This is a genomic window from Streptomyces sp. GQ60, assembly GCF_059758875.1.
In genome coordinates this window covers 37,466-58,735 of the sequence record NZ_JCAXEG010000027.1, presented here as the reverse complement: position 1 = coordinate 58,735, position 21,270 = coordinate 37,466, and the positions used below count along the sequence as shown (strand labels likewise).

The window sequence follows — 21,270 nt, the reverse complement described above, 5'->3', positions numbered from 1 at the left end:
CGTGATCGTCTTCGGCGGGGCGAACTCGCCCTGAAGCGCGGCGGGGCGGCGGCTCGAGCCGCCCGAGCGACTCGGACCTGCGGAACGGCTCCGACCCGAGAAACCCGACGAGCCAGATGCGCCAGAGGAGCCGAATCGGCTGCTCCGCTCCGGACCGGCGCCGTTGCCGAAGGCGGGGCCGCCGGTGCGGCTGCGGGTACGGGACGAGCGCTCGTTCTTACGTGTGGGGTTCATGTGAAACCTTCCTTGACACGGCACGCATCAAGGAATTCCCACAGCGGAAGAGCGGCGCGGGGAATTGCGAGAACGGACCGAATGGAATGCGGGCGCGGATCCGACCCGCGAGAAATGTGCGCGGGGACGGGCGCTGCAATGAGGGTGGCGTCATGCGGACGCGGAAATGGAGGAATGCGCTCGGGTGCGGATCCGAGACGGCGGCATCCCGAGCGGGGTCCCGCGGGTGGACGCACCGCGGGATGCGCGTGCAGCTGGGGCCCGCACCCCGAGGGATGCGGGCCCCAGCTGCGAACCGCGAGTCAGCGTCAGGCGGGAACGATGTTCTCCGCCGTCGGGCCCTTCTGGCCCGCCGCGATGTCGAAGGTGACCTTCTGGCCTTCGAGCAGCTCGCGGAAGCCCTGGGCGGCGATGTTCGAGAAGTGGGCGAACACGTCAGGGCCGCCGTCTTCCTGCTCGATGAAGCCGAAACCCTTTGCCGCGTTGAACCACTTCACGGTGCCAGCAGCCATGTCATATCTCCTTGGGGCAGTACACCGGCGCCCGCACTGTGCGGAGACCGTGTCGCCGCGATGATGCCCCGCCCGGAATTGACCGGAAATATGAAGCGCCACCAAGTGGCGCGGAGGCCGACTGGAGATGCTTTAAGTTTTTGGGTACCAAAACTGCAACCGAGATCGACAGTAGCACGTCGCAGTGGATTGCGTGGGTCGAATGCATTTAACCCTCGTGCTGCGCTAAGAACTCTCCTCGCGGTGCCCGTTAAATTCTCGAACCGCCGGGACAGATATTGATTCGCCCCGACCGCAGTGTTGTGGCATTGGGGGGTAGTGGCGTCAGCGGAGGTTCTTCCAGAAGGCGTACGCGTGGTCCTCGGCGAAGTCCGTGCGCTTCCACGGTCCCGAGGCCAGCGACTGCACGTAGCCGCCGCTGCGGAAGCCCGGCCAGTCCGTCTTCCCGGACTCGGCGAAGTCCACCCAGGTGTCCGTCATTCGCTTGGCGAGGCGTTCCTGCTCCTCTGTCAGGTTCTCGAACAGGGGCAGCTTGAGGTCGAAGAGGTAGGACAGCTCCGACATGTGCGAGGCGCGGAGCTCGAAGCTGAGCTTCGGGTCGCCCGCCCATGAGGGCGTCTCGCGCTCGCTGAACTCGAACATCCGGGTCGGCGTCCACTGCGACAGCAGCCGGGCGGTGTCCAGCGTCGGAACCGACCAGGTGCGGTCGGTCAGGACCGTTGCCAAGGCCTCGCCGGCGGAGCTGAAGCGGCTCAGCGGGTAGCGGGCCAGTACCGCGTCGGCCCGGGCGCCGAACTCCCTGCGGATCGCGGGCTCGTACGCCTCGGGCGGCATGGGATCGCCCGTCAGCTCCTGGCCGAGGATCCGGCCGCGCTCCTCGTCGTGGTTGACCCCGATGAGGACCGGGACGCGGTTGAACCCGCCCGTGCGCAGGGCCTCGGCCGGGGCCAGTGGCATGAGGTCCGTACCGGCGATCGGGCGGGGCTCGTTCCAGGTCCCGTACGCCTTCATGAGCGTGGCCGCGTCCGTGTCGCGCAGGCAGGACTCCGCGTCCTCGCAGTCCTCGCCCTTCTGGGCCTTCAGCTTCTTGAGCTCGGCGAGCGTGGCCTCGGCCTCGGCCTCGGCCTCCTCCCGGGTGCGGGAGCCGCCCGTGGCGCAGGGCGCGCTCTGCACGATGGCGCGGTCGAACAGTCCGGCCGACTTCGGCGAGGCGAGGTGGCCGCAGACGCTGTACCCGCCGCCGGACTCACCCATGATCGTCACGTTGCCGGGATCGCCCCCGAAGGCGCCCGCGTTGGCGCGGACCCAGCGCAGCGCGGCCTGCTGGTCCTCCAGGCCGAGGCCGCCGGAGGTGCCCAGCGCCGGGTCGGACAAGAAGCCCATGACGCCGAGCCGGTAGTTGACCGACACGACGACGGCGCCCTCGGCGACCAGCCGCTCGGGGCCGTAGAGGTCGCCGCTGCCGAACATCAGGCTGCCGCCGTGGATCCACACGATCACCGGCCGCTTTGTGCCGGTCTGCCGTGCGGGGGTGGTGACGTTCAGGTACAGGCAGTCCTCGGCCTCGCTGGGGACTCCGACCGGCAGTCCCTGTGGCTGCGCGCAGGGCGAGCCGGGCGCGGTCGCCTCACGCACCCCGGCCCAGGCGGCGGCGGGCCGCGGCGAGGTCCAGCGCAGGTCGCCCACCGGCGGCGCGGCGTACGGGATGCCCTGGAAGCTGCGCAGGCCGTCGCTGCCCGCGGTGCCGCGCACGGCGCCGCCGGTGGTGGCGACGACCGTGCCGGCGACCGTACTGACGGCCGTGGCGGCGGTGCTGTCCGCTGCGGCTCGCGCGGAGGCGGCCGGCCCGACGCCCATGCCCAGCCCCATGCCCAGCGTGAGGGCGGCGGCGACGAAGCCCCGGGAAACGTACGTGGTGTGTGTCATGGCCCGAACGCTACGCAGGCTTGCACGATCGTGCAATACGTTTGTATAACTCGATCGTGTGAGGCGTTCGTGTGACACCGGCACTAGGCTCGTGAGCATGGGAAACCGCGAAGCCCTGCTCGTCGGCGCCAAAGCCTGCCTGCGGGAAAAGGGGTACGACCGCACCTCCGTACGGGACGTGGCCACGGCCGCCGGAGTGAGCACGGCCGCCGTCGGCTACCACTACGGCTCGCGCGAGGCACTGCTCAACCAGGCCCTGTTCGAGATCCTCGACGAGTGGGGCGACGCGATGGGCCGGGCGCTGGTCCCCGACGCCGACGGCTCCACCGGAGCGCACTTCGAGCGCATCTGGGAGAGCCTGATCGAGGACTTCGGCGCGCACCCCGACCTCTGGCTCGCCTCGGTGGAACTGTTCATGCAGGCCCAGCGCCAGCCGGAGCTGCGAGCCCCGCTGGCCGATGGCACCGCCCAAGGGCGGCGCGGCATGGCGGCCATCCTGCGCAGCGTCCCGGAGGCCGAGGTTCCGGAGGCCTCGGTCCGCACCCTCGGCACGGTGCAACTGGCACTCGTGTCGGGCGTGATGTTCCAGTGCCTCAGCGACCCTTCCAGCGCTCCCACGGCCGCCGAGCTGCTCGAAGGCATCCGGGCCCTCGCCGAGATCGCACACTGACACCGACCGGGCCCTCCGGCCCCGACGGTCCGGAACGGGCGCGGGTCGACATGTCGATTCAGTGGATCCGGAGCACAGCCCAGACGCCGGCGTGGTCGGAGGGCCACAGTCCCGAGGGGGTGCGGTCAGTCTGCCGGGCCCCGACCCGCTTGCTTGCAAGGGCCGTGAGGCCGTGGTGGAACAGCACGTAGTCGATGCGCTGGCCGGGCGTGGATGTGGCGTTGCGCAGGTCGGTGGCCTGACAGCAGGTGAAGCCGGGGTCCTTGCGGTGCTTGGCGGTCCAGGCGTCGCTGAAGCCGGCAGCCCGGATCTGCCCGTACGTCGGCGTGTCGGTCCTGCCCGGTACGGCGCCCACGCCTCCGGCGGCCGAGTTCAGGTCACCGAGCAGCACCGTGGGCAGCTCGGTGCCGAGCGGGCCGGCGAGGAGTTCCGCGGCCTGGGCCTGCTGAACGGTGGAGCTGAGGACCTCCAGGTGGGTGCTGACCACCCGGGTGGTGCGGCCGCGTACGGCGGCGTCGACCGCGACCCAGCCCTTCAGTACGACGACGGTGCCGAGCACGGGGTTGTTCAGCGTCACCCTGGCCGTGAACTGCCGCGCCTGGGCGTGGTCCACCTTGAACGCGTTCGCCGGAAGGTCGGTACGGGCCAGGAGCACATCACGGTCGGTGAGGCGGATGTCCTGCAGGCCGTCGGGCGTGGACTGCGGCGCCTCGTAGTCGCCGGTGGTGACGGTGGCCACGGCGGCATGGTGCTTGCCGCGCCGAGCGAGCTCGTCGATCAGGATCCGCAGGAAGTCGTACTCCACGTGGGTCGCACTGCCCGGCCCGGCAGGCGTCTGGCTGCGCCACAGCACGGCCTCTTGCAGGCCCACGAGATGCGGATCGGCTTCGGCGATCTCGTCGGCCAGCGACTCCGCGCGCTCCGGGAAGTTCGTGGCACGGACGTTCGCGAACGCTGCCGTCACGGCGGCGACGAGGGCGTCCGGGCTGCCCGCGGTGAAGACGGGTGTGAGGTCGGTCCCCCCCAATAGAGGCTGCGGGTCATGACCTTGAGCGATGGGGGCCGGGCCTCGGCCGAGGCGGAGGCTGACGCCGGCGAGCCGGACACCAGGAGCAGCAGCGCGCAGACGACGGATGTGAGCCAACCACGCATCATGATCGAGCAGGCCGTTCGCCAGGGGATGGCCCCGCATCTCCACGAAAACCTAAGGTCCCCGGCGGAGACCGGCGATCTACGGTGGGCCAGTCGGCCCCCTCTTCCCCCTCGGCCCCCTCGGCCCCCTCGGCCCCCTCGGCCCCTAGGCCCCTAGGCCCCTGACACGCAGCGGGCGGCGGGCCGCGGCGCGGCGGGCTCGTGCACGCCGCCGGCCGGGCACCGGACGGGCACCGGCCGAGGCACCGCCGCCGACCTGCGGTGATGTCCGTAAGGCGGGATTCACGGCCGGGGCGAGGTGCGGGGTCGGCCGTGGGGGAGGGAGGATGGGAGTCGCGGGCAGCGGGTGGAAGGAGTCCCGGGATGCGCGCAACCGAACCCTTCCAGGCCCAACCCGGCCGGCCCTCGGAGGGTGGTTCCCCCGAGCCGGGGGGCCTGCTGGATGTGCTGAAGGTCGCGGCCGTGGTGCTCGACGCGGACGGGCGGATCACCCTGTGGAGCCCGCAGGCCGAGGAACTGTTCGGATACACCTCCGCCGAGGCCCTCGGCCGGTTCGCGGGCCGGCTGCTGGTCCACGAGCAGCACCTGGAACTGGTGGTCGACCTGTTCGCGCGGGTCATGGCGGGCGGGGCGAGCTGGGCGGGCGTCTTTCCCGTGCGGCACAAGGACGGCGGCACGCGGCTGGTGGAGTTCCGGAACATGCGGCTGGAGGACGGCCGCAAAGGCGTCTATGCCCTGGGCCTGGCCACCGACCAGGCGACGCTGCGGCGGGTGGAGCGGGATCTGGCGCTGTCCACCCGGCTGATTTCGCAGTCCCCGATCGGGCTGGCGGTGATAGACACCGATCTGCGGTACGTGGCCGTCAATCCGGCGCTGGAACGCATCAACGGCCTGCCGGCTGCCGATCATGTCGGCCGGAACGTCCGAGAGGCATTGCCCTTTTTGGATGTCGAGGCCATCGAGTCCGCGATGCGCGACGTTCTGGCCGACGGGGTCCCGATCCTCGACCGCGAGTCCAAGGGCCGTACCCCGGCCGACCCGGACCGTGAGCACGTGTGGTCGGTGTCCTTCTACCGGCTGGAGGCTTCCAACGGGAAGGTGCTCGGCGTCGCGACCTCCGTCGTCGACGTCAGTGAGCGGCATCGAGCCAAGGACGAGGCCGCCCGGGCCCGGCAGCGCCTCGCGCTCGTGGCCGACGCCTCCCTGCGCATCGGGACCACGCTCGACCTCGACCGCACCGCCCGCGAACTCGCCGAGGTCTCCGTGCCGGAACTGGCGGACGTCGCCGCGGTGGACGTGCTCGACAGCATCCTGCACAGCCGGGCGACCGTGGCCGCACCCGAAGGGTCAGCGGTCTTCAGGGCGCTGGCCGTGGCTGCCGCGTACTCCACGGACGCGGTGCGTGCGGCCGATCAGCCGGGTGAGGTGGCACGCTACGACGCCGACCGGCTGGTCACCCGGTGCGTGAACACCGGCCGCCCGGTCCGGGTGCCCCACGTGGACGCCGACGACCTGATCCGCATCGCCCGCAGTCCGGAAGCCGTCGGCATGCTGGCCGCCGAGGGACTCCACTCCTACCTGGCCGTGCCGCTCATCGCCCGCGGCGAAGTCCTCGGCGCCCTCGACCTCAAGCGCCTGCGCAATCCGGAACCGTTCACCGCCGACGACGAGGTCCTGGCCGGCGAGCTGGCCGCGCGCGCCGCCGTGTGCATCGACAACGCACGCTGGTACCAGCAGGCACGCAACACCGCCCTGACCCTCCAGCGCAGCCTCCTCCCTCAGGAGCCACCGGCCTCGCCCGGCCTGGAGATCGCCTACCGCTACCAGCCCGCCCAAGCGGCGGACGAGGTCGGGGGCGACTGGTTCGACGTCATCCCCCTGACGGGCGACAAGACCGCCCTCGTCGTCGGCGACGTCATGGGCAGCGGCATCAGCGCCGCCGCGACGATGGGCCAGCTCCGAACGGCCACCCGCACACTGGCCGACCTCGATCTCGACCCCGCCCAGGTACTGCGTCACCTCGACCGCCTGACCGACCCCATGGGACAGACCATCACGACCTGCGTCTACGCGGTCTACGACCCCCACCACACCCGCTGCCTCATCTCCAACGCGGGCCACATGCCCCCCGTGGTGACGCGTCGCGGGCAGCCGCCCGAACTGCTGGAACTGCCCACCGCGGTCCCCCTCGGCGTCGGTGGCGTCCCCTTCCACACCACCACGTTCGACCTGAACGAGGGCGACCAACTGGTCCTCTATACCGATGGCCTGGTCGAAACCCGCGACCAGGCCATCGACGAACGGCTGAACGCCCTCCTGGCCCTCCTCGCAAAGCCGCCGCGATCCCTGGAGGAGACCTGCGACATGCTCCTCCACGCCCTGCGCCGCCCCGGCGACCACGACGACGTCGCCCTCCTCATCGCCCGGGCCCAGCACTGACACTCGCCTGACACTCGTCAGGGGCCGCATTTCGGACCGGGTGCCCCGGGTCCTTCATTCCGTGTACGGCAGCCAGGCGTTGTTGTTCGCGTTGTACCAGTAGGTGTGGCCGGCGTTCAGGGCGACCGTGCGGAACGGGCGGCCGTGGTCGTCGATGCGGGTGGTGCCCTTGCGGTCACCACTGCTCCAGGCCAGCTCCAGGTACCAGCTGACGTCCCGACCGAGTGTGGCGGCGTCGATGTTCAGCACCTGGGGGTCGGTGGCGGAGACCTTGTACGGGAAGTCGGTCGAGGCCGTCGGCCGCTCGCCCTCCTTGCCGGGTACGGGCCGGGCCCTGGGGGAGGCGTCGTCCAGGTTCACGGCGAAGGACGCCGGCACCAGCGCGCCGCCGCAACCGGAGCCCATGGTGTACGCGTTCCAGCCGGGAGCCTTGCGGCCGCTCACGACATGGACGTACAGCGCGTGCAGGACCGCGGGCTTGCCCTCGGTGCCCTGGACGGTCAGCTGCATGCGCAGGTGCCCCGCCGGGACGGCGTCCAGGGCCCGGGCCCACGCTTCGGTCGCCGGCCCGGCGGGGGGCGGGGGGACCGTGCCGGGTGCCTTGTCCAGGGCGAACCACTGGTCGCAGGGACTGTCCCAGTTGTCGGGCAGGACGTTGACCGTGAACGGGGCGGTGGGGGAGGCCCCCTCCTTGGGGGCGGCCGCCGAGCTGGACGCGGACGTCGCCGAGGGGGACGACGGTCCGGGGCTGGACGGGGGTGCGGAGTCGGCTGTGGGCGTGGGTGACGACGACCCGCCGGACGGCAGGGCCGGGCCCGCCGCCGCCGGCTCGCGCGAGGACGGCTGGGTGGCGCCGCGGCGGGTGTCCCCGTGACCCGTATCTCCCATGGCGGAGACGGCGGCGGCGGTCGCCGCCACCGCGGCGGTGGCCACGGCGGCCGCGATGGCCAGCAGCAGACGGGGACGCCGGGCCCCCGGTACGGAGGCCCGCGCGGGGCCGCCGGGCTGGGCAAGGGCGGCGGGGGCGGGGGGCTCCGCCGGTGCCGGCTCGGGAGCGGGGATGGGCGCCGGGTCGGACCCGGCCGCGGACGCCGGGGCCGGTGCCGGTGCGGGTGCGGGGTCGGTCTCATCCTGCGGCCGGAACTCCGGAGCCTCCCCGGCCTCCACCACCGCCGATGCAGACGGCACCTCCGGCGCGGCGTCACCGTCCTGCAGCGCCGCGGAGTTTGCCGCCGCCGACCCCGAGGCCTGCCCCTCCATCACTCCCCGCCGCCGCTCGACCAGCGCCAGCAGCCACTGCTGGTGCAGCACGAGCAGTTCGTCGGCCGAGGCACCGCAGACTCGGGCGAACCGCTCCACCGGGGCGTATTCCGTGGGCACCGCGGCGCCGCTGCAATAGCGGTGCAGCGTCGAGTTGCTGGAGTGCAGACGCTTGGCGAGCGTGCCGTAGCTGCGTCCCGAGCGCTCTTTGAATCCGCGCATCAGCTCCGCGAACCGCTCCGTCTCCGTGGCCATTCCACCCTCCCCCTCATCCCGGAAGCACGTTCCAGGCTCGCCCGATCGCCCAGGTGAGAGGGGTCGGGAGCGTTACAGGGTTCCTACTATCCCGGTCCAGACGCCACTGGGACGAAACCGGCTCCACAGTTGCGTCATCAGCCCGCCGGTCCGCCGATCGGATCGGCGGCCGGATCCGGCGGCCGGATTCCGCGGTCGCAACGGGAGGGCCCAACCCGCCCGCCGCCCGGAACAGCAGCCCCACCCAACGTCTCGTCAGGCGGAAAGCGCAAGCCCGCGTCTGACGACCGCACCGACACGGAGAGTTCCCCATGCGCACCTACCGACTCCGCACCACCGCACTGGCCACCGCCACCGCCGGCCTCGCTCTGGCCCTGACCGCCTGCGGCGGCTCGGACAGCGCCGGCGGGCCGACCGCGAACCCCGCCGCGACCAAGAGCGGGGACAAGCCGGTCTCCACCGGGACCGTGACGCCGTCCGGGGAGGGCGCCTCCGCAGCCCCGTCCGCCGGCAAGGTCACCGGAAGCGGCACGGCCACCGGAAGCGGCACGGCCACCGCCGCCCCGGCGAAGGCCGGTCCGGGCGGCAAGGGCTCGGGGGACACCACCGGTGACTCCTACGCCTACACCCACCCCTGCTCGGCGCGGAACCTGACCGTCAAGGTCACTTCCCCGGCGGGCACTCCGGCCACGGTCCGCGTCATCACCGTGACCAACAACGGTTCCACCTCCTGCGGTCTGGACTACTTCCCCACCGTCGGCTTCAGCGCCAAGGGCGCCGCGCTCGGTCTCCAGGCCACCGCCCCCGGTGGTCTGGGCGGCGCCCCCGCGTACCCGGTGCACCCCGGCGCCACCGCGTACGCGGCCGTGGACCTCAACCCGTCGGGTGGCAACGGCCCCGTGGCCGACGAGGTCAACGTCCTGGCCGACCAGGAGCACATGCCGAACGCGGACGGCGTCAGCCTCCGGCTGGCCAAGCCGGGCACCGTCGCCAACCCGAAGGTCGGCCTGTACCGCACCAACACCCGCGACGCGCTGCGCGCCTTCTGAAGGGACTTCCGGGGCCGCGGCCCCGGCCGGCCCACCTGGCGTCGGGTCAGCTCTGTCCGTTCTCGGTCCACGGACGGAGTTTCTCCGGGTTGCGGACCGCCCAGATGCGAGTGATGCGGCCGCCGGTGAAGCTGAACGCCGCCACGGTGACGGTGACGTCGGCGTGCTGGGCGACCAGGCCGGGCCGGCCGTTGACCGTCCGCTCCAGGAGGGTCAGCCCAGGGGCCTTGTCGGCGATGTGGATCAGGTACTGGGCGATGTGCTCGCTGCCCTCGACCGGGCGCAGGACGGTGCCGACCAGGCCGCCGCCGTCGGCGGTCAGTGTGGCGCCGGGGTCGAGGAGGTCGACGAGGGCCTTGATGTCCTTGGCCTCCCATGCCTCCTTGAAATCCCGCACCAGACCGGCCTGCCCGGCCGTCGCGGCCGCCGGAGCCCGCGCGGCGCCAATGCGCCGACGGGCCGAGGACGCCAGCTGCCGGCAGGCCGCGGGCGTCCGGCCGACGATCTCGGCGACCTCGGCGAAGGAGTACCGGAAGACGTCGTGCAGGATGAACGCCACGCGTTCGGCCGGCGTCATCGACTCCAGCACGACGAGGAAGGCCATGTTCACCGACTCGTCCAGGGTGACCCGGTCGGCGGGGTCGGCCGGCTCGGTCCCGCCGCTCGCCGGTCCGCTGGACCACTCCGTACGGTCGGGCAGCGGCTCGGGTATCCATGCACCGACGTAGCGCTCGCGCCGGGCCCGCGCCGAGCCGAGCATGTCCAGGCAGATGCGGCTGGCCACCGTCGTCAGCCAGGCACCGGGAGAGTCGATGGCCTCCTGCCGTTGGCGCGACATCGCGTACCAGCGGGTGTAGGTCTCCTGCACGGCGTCCTCGGCCTCGGCCAGCGAACCGAGCAGCCGGTAGGCGAGATTGATCAGCTGTCGCCGCTCGTCGACGACAGCGCTCAGGCCCGGCTCGGACCGTTCATGTCCTGGCTCGGTTGGGGTGCTCATGGTCGCGACCGCTCCCTGGTTCTTCTCGTCCGGTTCCGCTCTCGGCACTTCGACGAAACACCGCACCGGAGTGTGAGGTCGGCGCTTCGCCTCACATTTCGAGGAGCTGCGTCGTCGGACCACCGAGACACTACTGATCCACCGCCGCGAGGCAGAAGAGGGGACCGCGTCATGGCCACACAGACGACGGCAGCGCAGGGCAGAGTCACGTTCCCGCAGGTCGCGATAGCCCTGCAGACGCTGGCCCTCTTCTTCCAGGCCGTCACCGCCGGAATGCTGCTGTCCTCGTCCCACGGCTACGTACTGCACGACGCCGGATCGAAGGTGATGTACGGCGCGTCGGTGCTGTACGTGCTCGCCGCCATCCTGGCGTGGCGGCCGGGCGGCGGATCACCCCGTCCCATCCTGTACGCGTCCGGCTTCCTCGTACTCGCTTCGGTGCAGGTGGTGCTGGGCATCGCGCACATGCCGTCGCTCCATGTCCCCCTGGGCATCCTGATGTTCGGCCTGAGCGTGCTGGCGCTGGGCCAGGTTCTGTCCACCCGCGTGTCGGACCGCACCGGCACCCGGTCGTAGCCGCCGCGCGCTGCGGGGCCTGCTCGGCACAAGGCCGCCGAGCAGGCCCCGCTGGGGCCACGTGGTGGCAAGTGGTCCGGGACGCGTGAGCAGGTCTAGACAACGAAGAAGGCCCAGGTCGATGACCTGGGCCTTCTTGCAAGAGCGGATGACGGGAATCGAACCCGCGCTATAAGCTTGGGAATCTACTGTGCGGAACGGTTCCGCATGGGTCCTGACCTGCATAAACGGGCCCTGTAGGGCGCCTTCCGAGGTCCCTTCTTGAACCCGTTCTGACCGCTGTTGACCGTCCTTAAGGGCACGGTTGGGGCACGCCCTTCGCCTTGGCGCTCCCGAGGGGGGGTGAGCCGCCCGCATCGCCGACGGGTTTCCGGCGCGGGCAGGTCGCCGATATCGGGGATTGCGCCCGCAAGCGGTCAGGCAGACGGAGCAGGGGCGATCTCATCGATCAGTCCCTCGACCATCTTCTTGATCTTGTCGCGGATCGGCCGGACGGCCTCGACGCCTTGGCCGGCCGGGTCTTCGAGCTTCCAGCCGAGGTACCGCTTGCCGGGGAAGACGGGGCAGGCGCCGCCGCAGTCCATGGTGATGCACACGTCCGACGCCTTCACGGCGTCGACGGTGAGGATCTTCGGGGTCTCCGCGGACATGTCGATGCCGACTTCGCGCATGGCCTCGACCGCGGCCGGGTTCACGGAGTCGGCCGGGGCGGAGCCGGTGGAGCGGACCTCGATGCGGTTCCCAGCGAGGTGGGTCAGCCAGGCCGCGGCCATCTGGGAGCGACCGGCGTTGTGGACGCAGACGAACAGCGACAACGTCGAGCCGGCCATCGCGGTCGCCATCGCCACCTTCGGCGTCACCAGCGGGCAGGCGCTCTCGGGCGTCGTCGGCCCCTTGACCGAGGTCCCGGTCCTGGTCGCGCTCGTCTGCGTGTCCCTGGCCCGGCGCTGGAAGTTCAACGCCGCCAACCGGTAGCTGCTGTGGAAACCTGGCCCGTCACTTCTTTGCCGTGACGGGGCCGTTTTGGTGCGGGGTGCAGGTCAGGCGAGGGCCAGGAAGAGTTTTTCGAGTTCTTCCTCGGTCATGGGGGCCTGGTTCTCGTCTGCGTTGGTCATGCACTGGCGCATGCCGCTGGCGACGATTTTGAAGCCCGCGCGGTCGAGGGCCTTGGAGACGGCGGCGAGCTGGGTGACGACGTCCTTGCAGTCGCGGCCGGCTTCGATCATGGCGATGACGCCGGCGAGTTGTCCCTGGGCGCGGCGCAGCCGGTTGAGGACTGCGTTGACTGCGTCGTCGTCGACTTTCACCTGTTGCCTCCTGGCCTTGTGCGGTCTTCCCTCATGGTACCCCAGGGGGTATTTGGCGGGTGAGGGTCAGTGGTCGCGGAGGGCGGCGAGGGTGGCGTCGAGGTCGCCTTGGTGGGGGCGGTTGTGGGGGAGTTTGGCGAGGAGGGCGGCCATGCCGCAGGTGTTGGTGGCGGCGGAGAACACCAGGCCACCCGCGATGCCGGCGGAGGCGAGGCGGAAGGCGGGGTGCAGCCGCCCTAGGGCGAGGCCGGCGAGGACGACGGCGCCGGCGGTGAGGCGTACCTGGCGCTCCATGCTCCAAGCGGTTCGCCGTGCGCCGTCGGGGTGGTGGAGGGGGTGGCCGTCAGCGGCCCACGCGCCGGTGCCGCCGGTGAGGGTGGCGGTGGTGATGCCGTGGGCGGCGAGGGTGTGACAGGCGTTCTCGGAGCGGGATCCGGAAGCGCAGACGACGAGGATGTCGCCGCGCCGGGAGGCGTGGCGGATGTCGGGCAGGGCCCGGTCGAGGTGGTCGAGGGGGATGTTGAGGGCGCCGGGCAGGTGGCCCGCGGCGTATTCGCCGGGAGTGCGGACGTCCAGGACGATCAGTTCGTGAAGACGGCTGCTGGCCTGGTCGGCATCCAGGGTGCGGGGTGTGGTCATGATGTGGCGTTCCATCCTTATTGTCGACAGTGCCCGGTGATGGGCACGGCGTTACCCAGGGGGTATCGGCGGGAGGGTGGCGGCGGGGCGCCGTCGCGGGAGGGGGAGGCTCAGTGGAGGGCGTCGGTGAGCATGAGGGCGGCGACGGCCAGGAGCACGATCGCGAAGATCCGCTGGAGGGTGGGGCCGGAGATTTTGGCGGCGAGGCGTTTGCCGTCCCAGGCTCCGAGGATCGCGGCGCCGGTGAAGGGGGCGATGACCGTCCAGTCCAGGGGCGTGCTGGTGCCGGCGCGGGCGGCGAGTGCGGCGAGGGAGTTGACGGTGATGACCAGCAGGCTGGTCCCGACTGCGGCGCGCATGCGCAGTCCGAGGACGCCTACGAGTGCGGGGACGGCGAGGAAGCCGCCGCCGACGCCGAGGAATCCGGTGACCGCCCCGAGTCCGGCGCCCGCTCCTGCCGCCCGCACGGGCCGGACCGGCTCGGGCTGCGGATTGGCGGCCGGGGTTCTGAGCATGGCGAGGGCGGCGAGGGCGGCTATCGCGGCGAACGCGGCGGTCAGCACCGCTTCGGGCAGGCGGGTGGCGAGGGTGGCCGCGGTGATCGCGGGGACGATCCCGGCGGCCGCGAACAGGGCGCCGGTTTTCCAGCGGACGTTGCCGGATGTGGCGTGGGTGTAGAGGGCGGTGGCGGAGGTTGCGGTGACGATGATCAGTGAGGCGGTGGTGGCGGCGGCCGGGGTGAAGCCGAGGAGATAGATCAGGGCGGGGACGGCCAGGACGCTGCCGCCTCCGCCGAGTGCCCCGAGAGCCAGGCCGATGACGGCCCCGGCGGCGAGGGCGAGTACGAGGGTGCTCACGCTATCCGGCCGCTGCTTCCGCGTTCGTCGACGACCGGCAGGCCGGCCGCCGCCCATGCGTTCATGCCGCCCTTGACGTCGGTGGCCTCGGCTCCGCGCCCGGCCAGGAGTTTTGCGGCCTGCTGGGAGCGGTGCCCGGAGCGGCAGATCACCACCAGCGGCCGGCCCTCGGTGGCGGAGGGCAGTGCGGCGCCGGTGGCCAGCCGGGAGAGCGGGATGTGGAGGGCGCCGGGGGCGTGTCCGGCGTTCCACTCGACCTGTTCGCGTACGTCGAGGAGGACGGCGTCGCCGTCGGTGGTGCTCTGGCGGGCCTGGGCGGGGGTGACGCGGGCGGTGCCGCGACGGAAGAGGAACATCCGTCTTCCTTCCGATTCTCGGGGGCAGAGGCGGGGGTGGCTGTGGTTCAGCTGCCGGTTCCGGTGGTGAGGGGCAGGCCGGCGTCGGTTGCGGCGTCGAAGGAGTCGTCGACGGCGACGACGTCGCGGCCTGCGGCGTCGAGCAGGGAGGCGGCGATGCCCGCGCGCATCCCGCCCGCGCAGTGCACCCACACCGTCCCGGCCGGAACGTCGGCCAGGCGCCCGTGCAGCTGGTGGATCGGGATGTGCACGGAGCCTTCGATCCAGCCCGTGGCGCGCTCGGAGTCCCGGCGTACGTCGAGGACCACGTCCGGGCCGGGGGCCTGTGTGGCGAGGTCGGCGAAGGTGGCGCGGGGGAAGGAGCGCGGGGTGTGGCCGGCGGGCATCCAGTCGCGGGGGGTGCCGGTGGCGGCGGCGGCCGGGCGGTCGATGCCGACGCGGACCAGTTCACGCTGGGCGGCGGCGAGCTGGGCGGGTGACTCCGCGAGCAGCGTGACGGGCTTGCCCCAGGGGATCATCCAGGCGAGGTAGGTGGCGATCTTCCCCTCGGCCTCGAAGTTGAACGATCCCGCGACGTGCCCTTCCGTGAACGCGATCCGGTTGCGCAGGTCCACCACCCACTCCCCGGCGGCCAGGCGCTTGGCGATGTCCGCGGCGTCGGCCAGCGGGGGTGCGGTCAGGTCCACCGGGTTGGGGCCGTCGGCGTTGGCCGGGCCCATGTGGGCGTAGTAGGCGGGAACGTCCTCCAGGCCGGCCAGCAGTGCGGCGACGAAGGAGTCGACGTCCTTGACCAGGGCGTCGTTGCCCGTCTTCTCCTTGCCGATGGTGGTGGCGTCGCCCTCGGACTGGGAGGAGGAGCAGAAGCTGCCGAAGCCGTGGGTGGGCAGCACCGGTGTCTCGTCGGGGAGCTCGGCGGCCAGCCGGTGGGCGGAGGCGTGCTGGGCGCGGGCCAGCTGTTCGGTCAGCCGCGGCTCGACCAGGTCGGGGCGGCCCACCGAACCGATCAGCAGTGACCCTCCGGTGAAGACCGCCGCCACCGCCCCCTGCTCTTCCAGGACGTAGGAAGTGTGGTGCGGGGTGTGGCCGGGGGTGGCCATCGCCCGCAGCGTGATGCCTTCGTCCACACTCACGGTGTCGCCGTCGGCTACCGGTGTGCGGGTGAAGGCAACGCGGGCGGCGGCGGGCACCAGATAGGCGGCGCCGGTCAGGCGGGCCAGGTCCAGGCCGCCGGTGACGTAGTCGTTGTGGACGTGGGTCTCCACCACGTGCGATATCCGTACCCCCCGCCCCGCAGCGGCCGCAAGGACACGGTCGATGTCGCGGGGCGGGTCCACCACCACCGCGGTGTGCGCGCCGCCCGCCAGGTAGCTGCGGTTTCCGAGACCCTCGGTCTCGATGGTGTCGATGAAGAACACGCGGTTGCTCCTTTCGGCTGACATTTACCCCCGGGGGTATATTTCGAGCCTAACACGGGTACCCCCGGGGGTATTTTTGGCGGCATGGGGAACCCGCTCACACAGGGCGGCTACGCCCGCCCGCCCACGCGCCCCCGGAAAAGAGATGACGCCATGCGTTACGACCGGACCGTCCACCTCGACACCGACTTCGCCACCACCGTCGCCGCCGTCCGCGAGGCCCTTGCCGTGCAGGGCTTCGGCATCCTCACCGAGATCGACGTCACCGCCACCCTGAAGGCCAAGCTCGGCCACGACATGGAGGACTACCTGATCCTCGGCGCCTGCAACCCGCCGCTCGCCCGCCAGGCCCTGGACGCCGACCGCACCATCGGCCTCCTCCTGCCCTGCAACGTCGTGGTCCGCACCGACGGCTCACGCACCGCCGTCCAGGCCCTGGACCCCGGCATCATGGTCACCCTCACCGGCCTGCCCGCCCTCCAGCCCGTCGCCGAGGAAGCCACCCGCCGGCTCGACGCCGCCCTGAATGCCCTCCAAAGCATCGGATGACCACCCCAGAGAGCTACGCGCACATCCCACCCCATCCGCCCTCCTGGGCGCCGTGAATCCCGCTTCTTCCTCGGCGGCCCTGACCGGCAGGCCGCATCCTGCGGGCCGCCGTTGGCGTCGCCGTGATCGGGGCCAGCGCCCTACCTGGGGGTATTGGCAAGTGCGCGGAGCACCTGCTGTGAAGTGGTCATCCTCATCGGTGGCGTCGCCGGGGGAATGTCAGCCACGATCGGCCTGCGCCGCCTGGACGAAACCCCCGATGGGCATGGCGATGAGTGGTAGCCGGTGGCCCAGCCGAGGTTCTGGCGCATCTTGCCGCAGGCGTGTTGGAACCCGCCACCTGCCTGATCCCGCCCTCGGAGATCGCTGCGTTGTCCATGCCCGGATCCAGCGTCATCGTCGCCGTCAACGCCCCCGCCCTCAAGTGCCTCCGCCTGCCACGCCCGGCCCCTACGGCCCCGGCGGACGGGGAGGTGATGGTCATGGCCGGTGACCGGGCCCAGGTCGCGCTGCGCCGGGTGCGAGTGCGGCCTACGGTGGGAAATGTGACCGTCCGCGAGCCCCGCACGCCGCCGCAGCCCCAGCCGATGCCGCGGCTCAGGCTGCTGCTCGTTCTCGGACTCACCCTCGGGCTGCTCGGCATGCACGCTCTGGGCACTGCCGCCGCGCTGCCGTCGACGGGCGCCACCGAGCACATGTCCCACCACGTGGCGGCGGCGCAGGCCGGCCCGCAGTACCTGTGCCCCGACGATGACCCGAGCCCGACCCGCCACGGCGGACACGCGGACCAGATGTGTGCGTCCGCGGCCCTGCCCGGGTCCCCCGGCATCGCCGCGCCGGACACCGCACCCCTCACCGGCATGCCGAGCGGCACCGCCGACACTCCGGCCGCGCTGTCGCTCGCGCCGGCCTACGAGCCCGCCGGAGGGCGGGCGCCACCCCTGCTCGCCGATCTCCAGATCCTGCGGATATAGGGGCTCCTCCTGTGGCATGCGCCCGAAGGCGCCAGCCACCGACGGCTCAGCCCTTCCTTCCCGCATTCGATCACTGGAGTCCAACGAAATGAACACGAACCGATCCCTGCCGCGCCGCGCGGCCCTGGCGGCCACCGCGGTCACCGCCGGCCTGCTCCTTGGCGCGTGCGGCAGCGACAACAGCGCGAACACGGCCGGAACCACTCCCGCGACCACGACCGCCCCGGCGTCGACAGAGGCCGACCGGCACAACCAGGCGGACGTCACCTTCGCGCAGGGGATGATCCCCCACCACCGCCAGGCCATCCTGATGTCCGACATGGTCGCCGCCCACGGCGCCTCCGCCGAGGTCAAGACACTCGCGGAAAAGATCAAGAAGGCCCAGGCCCCGGAGATCGAGACCATGTCCGGCTGGCTCAAGGCGTGGGGCGAGAAGGTCCCCACCGGCGCCAGCATGGACGGCATGGGCCACGGCGATTCCGGCATGCCCGGAATGATGGACGACCAGGACATGAACCGGCTCGGCAACGCCAAGGGCAACGCCTTCGACACCATGTTCCTGACCATGATGATCGAGCACCACGAAGGCGCCATCGACATGGCCAAGACGGAGAAGCAACAGGGCGCCTACGGCCCCGCCAAGGCCCTGGCCGACGACATCATCAGCTCCCAGACCGCCGAGATCGCCCAGATGCGCACCATGCTCAAGACGGGCTGACAGCGGCAGGGCGGCGACCTCGCGGCCCTGCCCCAGGCGCCTTTCTGCACCGAAACCCTCTGTGCCCACGTCGGGCCACAACGCCGGGTCCGCCCGCCATCCGGCTCGCCGTCAACGGCGGCTTTGTGGAAGCGAATTCACGCCAGGGCGGCCCGGTTGTGGTGCAGGTGCAGGTCACGCGAAATGCGTCTCGTGATTCGAGACGGCCTGGGCTTGAGGTGGTGGATGTGGTGCGCCGCGCCCCCTCCGAGCAGGCGATTCCCGCGAGTTGGGGCACGCGGAGGGCACGGCAGGGGCTGAGAGGTCTAGACAACGAAGAAGGCCCAGGTCGATGACCTGGGCCTTCTTGCAAGAGCGGATGACGGGAATCGAACCCGCGCTATAAGCTTGGGAATCCCCGCTCCAGCTCACCTGACTGTGCCTCTGACCTGCGTTTTCAGTCCCCGGGAGGGTTCGGCTCGCAGGCTGGCTTGGACCGGTGTTTACCGCTGTTGTCCGCCTCATGTGGTGCGCAAGTGGTGCGACCTTGCGGCAGATCAGAGGCGAACCGACGGCTACCCCTCAGCGTCTGGAGGACACGGCTCGGATCGACCACGTCAGTCCCCGTCACCGGCAGTGACTTCACGCTGCCACGACGGCGTGAGGACGTGTGCGTCGAGGTCCGCCCTTCGCAGAGCCGTCGTGACGACAAATTGTCGACAGAAATCGAACTCCTCACGTGTGGGGGTACGAGAGGTCACATCCAGGCCGCCGAGAACGTTCTGAATCGAGGCTTCGTCAGCTCCTCGTGTCCAATAGATACTCCGAGGCGTCAGAGCCTGAAACCGGGCGTAGTGGTGGAGGTTGCCGCCCAGGGCCATCCACTGAAGGCTGTCCTGTAGGTCGGTGACCGCCGCCTCCAGATGCTCCAGTTCCCGTGCGGCATCGACGATGTCATTGCTGTAGGTCCGTCCGAAGGCCGCCCTGAATGAACGGCTCAACTTCGAGAAGCGGTTCCGGGGATTAGAGATCTTCGCCATGAGTGTCCCGTGTGGCCACCATTGCTGCGCCTCAAGTACTTCAACAAGGCTCAGCTGGAGCAGGGCCAGAGCGGCTCCGCCCTCCCCGGCCTCAAATCGCAGCGCGGCCTGTCGGACGAATTCCCGCGCCCTAGGCTGAGGGATGACGTAGGACGTGTCCACGGACCACAGTGGCACGCTGAAGACCCGCCGGACGTTGTCGTCGAAGAAGGCGAAAGTGTCAGACAGGGCCTGCTGAACAGTTTCTGTCGACGGCATGGCGCCCGCGTGCTTCAGACTGTTCCGGGCATCGTTCAGGCGTCGCATTCCAGCAGCGCCACTCAACTGGACGCTCTTAATCTTGTTCCAGTAGTCCATGAACGTCGTCTTTTTGTCGACCTGTTCATTGAGGACATCACTGGACAACACCAGGAACATTTCCACAGAGTCGTGTAGTGAGAGCAGGCTGCTTGCACTCATAGGCATGGGCTGCTTTGCCTGAGACACACCCTGTTCGTACAGCATGCGGATGTAGGCCAGCCGCTTCACTGACTGCTCGTCCAAGGTTGCTGCCATCGGACTCCCCATCGCCAGGAGCTGCCACAGCCCAGAGGCAGAGGTGCTCCGTTGGCAGCCCGATCGGCCGAGGGTACAGCCTGCGGCGGCCGGCGGGGTGATTATGCCCGGATGGCCAGCCAGGCTCTACCGGGGATCATCGAAAGCGTCCGCGATCTCCTGCATCCGGAGCAGCACGACATCTGCACCGGCGTCAGTCAGGGAGGCCCACTTGTGGGGCTTATTCGCGTATCCGATACTCCGGGCACCCGCTGCGTGTGCAGCCTCGATATCCGTGACGGAGTCGCCTACGAGTACTGCCAGGCTGGGTGCAACCTGGAGAGTTGAGGCAGCGATCAGCAGTGGGTGAGGGGACGGCTTCATCAGATCAGGTCGCAGCTCAGGGCGTCCGATGATTTCGTCGACGAACACCGCTAGCCCGTGCAGGGATAGGTACTCCCGAATGCACTCGACCGAATTGTTGCTCACGATTGCCACATGCCGGCCCATGTTACGAGCGGCGTGGAGAGTCTCAACGGCACCGACTGTTGGATCCCCAGCGACCTTTACCGCCCGGACCTCTGCTGCGGTGAGGGCCGCCTCTACTGCCGCGAGGACGGTGCTGCCGCCCTCTTGGGAGAGGCGGTGAACCTCCATTGGGTCGTCCGTAGCGCGTGCGGGAGCCTCTAGGGCGGGTGCCAGCACAGAGAGTAGCGCGGCCAATTCGCTAGCGATAGCAGGCGCCGGCAGGCCTTTGAACACGTCGCAGACAGGTCCGTCGAAGTCGAAGAGGATTGCCTTCGACGCGCTGAGTACAACGCCGAGTGCGTCAGCTTGCGTCGGCATTGGCGTCCCTTGCGATCGTCTCCCACACGCTGTCGAACCACATCCGAGCCTGCTCTACCTGCTGCGCTCCGCTGGAGGAATCGCCCTCGTTGACCGAGTGGTGGAAGAGGATCGTGTCTTTGCCGACGAGGTCGTAGATCTCGATGGCCTCGCCCTGAGCCACCACCTTGTTCGGGCGGATCGGATAGTAGCCGAAGAACGCGTCCTCGTTGTTGATCACGTACAGCTTGAAGAACTGCGTCCCGCTGTGTACGCGGACGTCCACGTTGCTCTCCTGGACGAGTCCGAGATGGCTGAGCTCGCTTATGGCGTCGGAGATGCTGCGCGTGTAGCCGACCATGATGTCGTGCATGCGGGCGCGCAGCCGCGGGTCGTCAGCGCTGTCCTCCCGGCGCACCGGAGCTGCCTGCGGTACGTCCATGTCGGGAACCAGGATGCGGATCCGGATGCTCGACGGTGTCAGGCGGCCCACTCGAATCTTGTCGAGCGGCTCTTGCAAGGCTCCGTGGAGCGTCTCACTGGAGAATCCCGCGAAGTCGATCGTCACGTTGTGGCTGCCGAAGGCCTGCTCGACGTACGGACGCAGTCCGGCCGGCCGTTCGGTGCGGTTCCGCACGAACACGCCGCTGCCCTTCCGGGACACGACTAGACCTTCGTCCTCCAGGTCACGCAGGGCTCGCTGAATCGTTGCTCGGGCGAAGCCGTAGTGGTCCGTCAGCATCTTGTGCGACGGGAGCCGCTCGCCGGGTGCCAGCTTCCTCGTTCGGATTGCCGCGCCAAGGCTGCGCGCGACCTGCTCGTACGGCGGTCGATCGTCGTCCGGGTCCAGAGGCTCAAGCGCAAAGGTCATGGCTCGATGGTACGGCCAACCTGACTATTTGGGCAGCCTGGCTATCCACCTCTTGACGTGACTAGCCAGGCTGGCTACGTTGTTCCTGTGCCCACCGGGCTAGCCAAGTTGGTCAGGCTTGAACGGGTGAGCTGCG

At 70.3% G+C, this 21,270-nt stretch carries 21 protein-coding genes and 2 pseudogenes; 8 read left to right on the top strand and 15 right to left on the bottom strand.

Annotated features, from left to right (window positions below; translation table 11 throughout):
• The 3 genes and pseudogenes from AC6CKD_RS35470 to AC6CKD_RS35460 form a co-directional block, all read right to left on the bottom strand.
• Window positions 1-234, bottom strand: a pseudogene (locus AC6CKD_RS35470) (DEAD/DEAH box helicase); the annotation flags it as partial.
• 308 nt (window positions 235-542) lie between these two features.
• Window positions 543-746 carry a cold-shock protein gene (locus AC6CKD_RS35465; RefSeq protein WP_498333173.1) on the bottom strand — a complete coding sequence of 68 codons (204 nt, stop codon included), beginning with the start codon at window positions 744-746 and terminating at the stop codon, window positions 543-545.
• 324 nt (window positions 747-1,070) lie between these two features.
• Window positions 1,071-2,672: a carboxylesterase/lipase family protein gene (locus tag AC6CKD_RS35460; RefSeq protein WP_498333171.1), complete on the bottom strand. Its 1,602-nt coding sequence runs from the start codon at window positions 2,670-2,672 to the stop codon at window positions 1,071-1,073.
• Window positions 2,673-2,769: 97 nt separating this feature from the next.
• Between AC6CKD_RS35460 and AC6CKD_RS35455 the strand changes: the two genes are divergently transcribed.
• A complete protein-coding gene (locus AC6CKD_RS35455) occupies window positions 2,770-3,342 on the top strand; it encodes a TetR/AcrR family transcriptional regulator (RefSeq protein ID WP_498333169.1) in 573 nt (190 codons plus the stop codon).
• A 58-nt stretch (window positions 3,343-3,400) separates the two neighbouring features.
• Here the strand turns inward: AC6CKD_RS35455 and AC6CKD_RS35450 are convergent, their stop codons facing one another.
• The gene (locus AC6CKD_RS35450) at window positions 3,401-4,369 is read right to left on the bottom strand and encodes an endonuclease/exonuclease/phosphatase family protein (protein ID WP_498333167.1); all 969 of its coding nucleotides are present in this window, start codon (window positions 4,367-4,369) and stop codon (window positions 3,401-3,403) included.
• 488 nt (window positions 4,370-4,857) lie between these two features.
• On the opposite strand from AC6CKD_RS35450, the gene AC6CKD_RS35445 reads away from it, so the two are divergent.
• The gene (locus AC6CKD_RS35445) at window positions 4,858-6,933 is read left to right on the top strand and encodes a SpoIIE family protein phosphatase (RefSeq protein ID WP_498333165.1); all 2,076 of its coding nucleotides are present in this window, start codon (window positions 4,858-4,860) and stop codon (window positions 6,931-6,933) included.
• Window positions 6,934-6,987: 54 nt separating this feature from the next.
• Here the strand turns inward: AC6CKD_RS35445 and AC6CKD_RS35440 are convergent, their stop codons facing one another.
• Entirely contained in the window at window positions 6,988-8,448 is a 1,461-nt protein-coding gene (locus AC6CKD_RS35440) for a helix-turn-helix domain-containing protein (RefSeq protein WP_498333163.1), read from the bottom strand.
• A gap of 311 nt (window positions 8,449-8,759) precedes the next feature.
• On the opposite strand from AC6CKD_RS35440, the gene AC6CKD_RS35435 reads away from it, so the two are divergent.
• On the top strand, window positions 8,760-9,497 hold the full coding sequence (locus AC6CKD_RS35435; RefSeq protein WP_498333161.1) for a DUF4232 domain-containing protein: 738 nt from the start codon (window positions 8,760-8,762) through the stop codon (window positions 9,495-9,497).
• A 46-nt stretch (window positions 9,498-9,543) separates the two neighbouring features.
• Here the strand turns inward: AC6CKD_RS35435 and sigJ are convergent, their stop codons facing one another.
• Window positions 9,544-10,494, bottom strand: a complete 951-nt coding sequence (sigJ, locus tag AC6CKD_RS35430) for an RNA polymerase sigma factor SigJ (protein ID WP_498333160.1) — start codon at window positions 10,492-10,494, stop codon at window positions 9,544-9,546.
• 171 nt (window positions 10,495-10,665) lie between these two features.
• Here sigJ and AC6CKD_RS35425 point away from each other — a divergent pair, with 171 nt between their 5' ends.
• Complete coding sequence (locus AC6CKD_RS35425) at window positions 10,666-11,070, top strand: hypothetical protein (protein WP_498333158.1); 405 nt, start codon at window positions 10,666-10,668, stop codon at window positions 11,068-11,070.
• Window positions 11,071-11,486: 416 nt separating this feature from the next.
• Here the strand turns inward: AC6CKD_RS35425 and AC6CKD_RS35420 are convergent, their stop codons facing one another.
• Window positions 11,487-11,900, bottom strand: coding sequence for an arsenate reductase ArsC (locus AC6CKD_RS35420; protein ID WP_498333156.1), 414 nt, complete (start codon window positions 11,898-11,900; stop codon window positions 11,487-11,489).
• Between AC6CKD_RS35420 and AC6CKD_RS35415 the strand changes: the two are divergent.
• Window positions 11,881-12,045 (top strand): annotated as a pseudogene (locus tag AC6CKD_RS35415) (ACR3 family arsenite efflux transporter); the annotation flags it as partial. The gene AC6CKD_RS35420 and the pseudogene AC6CKD_RS35415 sit on opposite strands and share 20 nt — an antisense overlap.
• Window positions 12,046-12,110: 65 nt before the next feature.
• Here the strand turns inward: AC6CKD_RS35415 and AC6CKD_RS35410 are convergent.
• From AC6CKD_RS35410 to AC6CKD_RS35390, 5 genes are all read right to left on the bottom strand, one after another.
• The gene (locus AC6CKD_RS35410) at window positions 12,111-12,377 is read right to left on the bottom strand and encodes a metal-sensitive transcriptional regulator (RefSeq protein WP_030010943.1); all 267 of its coding nucleotides are present in this window, start codon (window positions 12,375-12,377) and stop codon (window positions 12,111-12,113) included.
• A 66-nt stretch (window positions 12,378-12,443) separates the two neighbouring features.
• Window positions 12,444-13,016 (bottom strand): rhodanese-like domain-containing protein, encoded by a 573-nt coding sequence (locus AC6CKD_RS35405; RefSeq protein ID WP_498333154.1) that lies wholly within the window; start codon window positions 13,014-13,016, stop codon window positions 12,444-12,446.
• Between the two features lie 110 nt (window positions 13,017-13,126).
• Complete coding sequence (locus tag AC6CKD_RS35400; protein WP_498333153.1) at window positions 13,127-13,873, bottom strand: sulfite exporter TauE/SafE family protein; 747 nt, start codon at window positions 13,871-13,873, stop codon at window positions 13,127-13,129.
• A complete protein-coding gene (locus tag AC6CKD_RS35395) occupies window positions 13,870-14,229 on the bottom strand; it encodes a rhodanese-like domain-containing protein (protein ID WP_498333151.1) in 360 nt (119 codons plus the stop codon). The genes AC6CKD_RS35400 and AC6CKD_RS35395 overlap by 4 nt, the downstream gene beginning before the upstream one ends.
• A 47-nt stretch (window positions 14,230-14,276) precedes the next feature.
• Entirely contained in the window at window positions 14,277-15,644 is a 1,368-nt protein-coding gene (locus AC6CKD_RS35390) for a rhodanese-like domain-containing protein (protein ID WP_498333149.1), read from the bottom strand.
• A 153-nt stretch (window positions 15,645-15,797) separates the two neighbouring features.
• On the opposite strand from AC6CKD_RS35390, the gene AC6CKD_RS35385 reads away from it, so the two are divergent.
• From AC6CKD_RS35385 to AC6CKD_RS35375, 3 genes are all read left to right on the top strand, one after another.
• Complete coding sequence (locus AC6CKD_RS35385; RefSeq protein ID WP_498333147.1) at window positions 15,798-16,193, top strand: DUF302 domain-containing protein; 396 nt, start codon at window positions 15,798-15,800, stop codon at window positions 16,191-16,193.
• Between the two features lie 377 nt (window positions 16,194-16,570).
• Window positions 16,571-17,167, top strand: a complete 597-nt coding sequence (locus AC6CKD_RS35380; protein WP_498333145.1) for a DUF6153 family protein — start codon at window positions 16,571-16,573, stop codon at window positions 17,165-17,167.
• Window positions 17,168-17,255: 88 nt separating this feature from the next.
• Window positions 17,256-17,885 carry a DUF305 domain-containing protein gene (locus tag AC6CKD_RS35375; RefSeq protein ID WP_498333143.1) on the top strand — a complete coding sequence of 210 codons (630 nt, stop codon included), beginning with the start codon at window positions 17,256-17,258 and terminating at the stop codon, window positions 17,883-17,885.
• A gap of 596 nt (window positions 17,886-18,481) precedes the next feature.
• On the opposite strand, the gene AC6CKD_RS35370 is transcribed toward AC6CKD_RS35375, so the two are convergent.
• From AC6CKD_RS35370 to AC6CKD_RS35360, 3 genes are all read right to left on the bottom strand, one after another.
• Complete coding sequence (locus AC6CKD_RS35370) at window positions 18,482-19,459, bottom strand: hypothetical protein (RefSeq protein ID WP_498333141.1); 978 nt, start codon at window positions 19,457-19,459, stop codon at window positions 18,482-18,484.
• Between the two features lie 126 nt (window positions 19,460-19,585).
• Window positions 19,586-20,284, bottom strand: a complete 699-nt coding sequence (locus tag AC6CKD_RS35365) for an HAD family hydrolase (protein WP_498333140.1) — start codon at window positions 20,282-20,284, stop codon at window positions 19,586-19,588.
• A complete protein-coding gene (locus AC6CKD_RS35360; protein ID WP_498333139.1) occupies window positions 20,268-21,134 on the bottom strand; it encodes a GntR family transcriptional regulator in 867 nt (288 codons plus the stop codon). Before AC6CKD_RS35360 ends, AC6CKD_RS35365 begins: the two co-directional genes overlap by 17 nt.
• Window positions 21,135-21,270 lie beyond the last annotated feature (136 nt).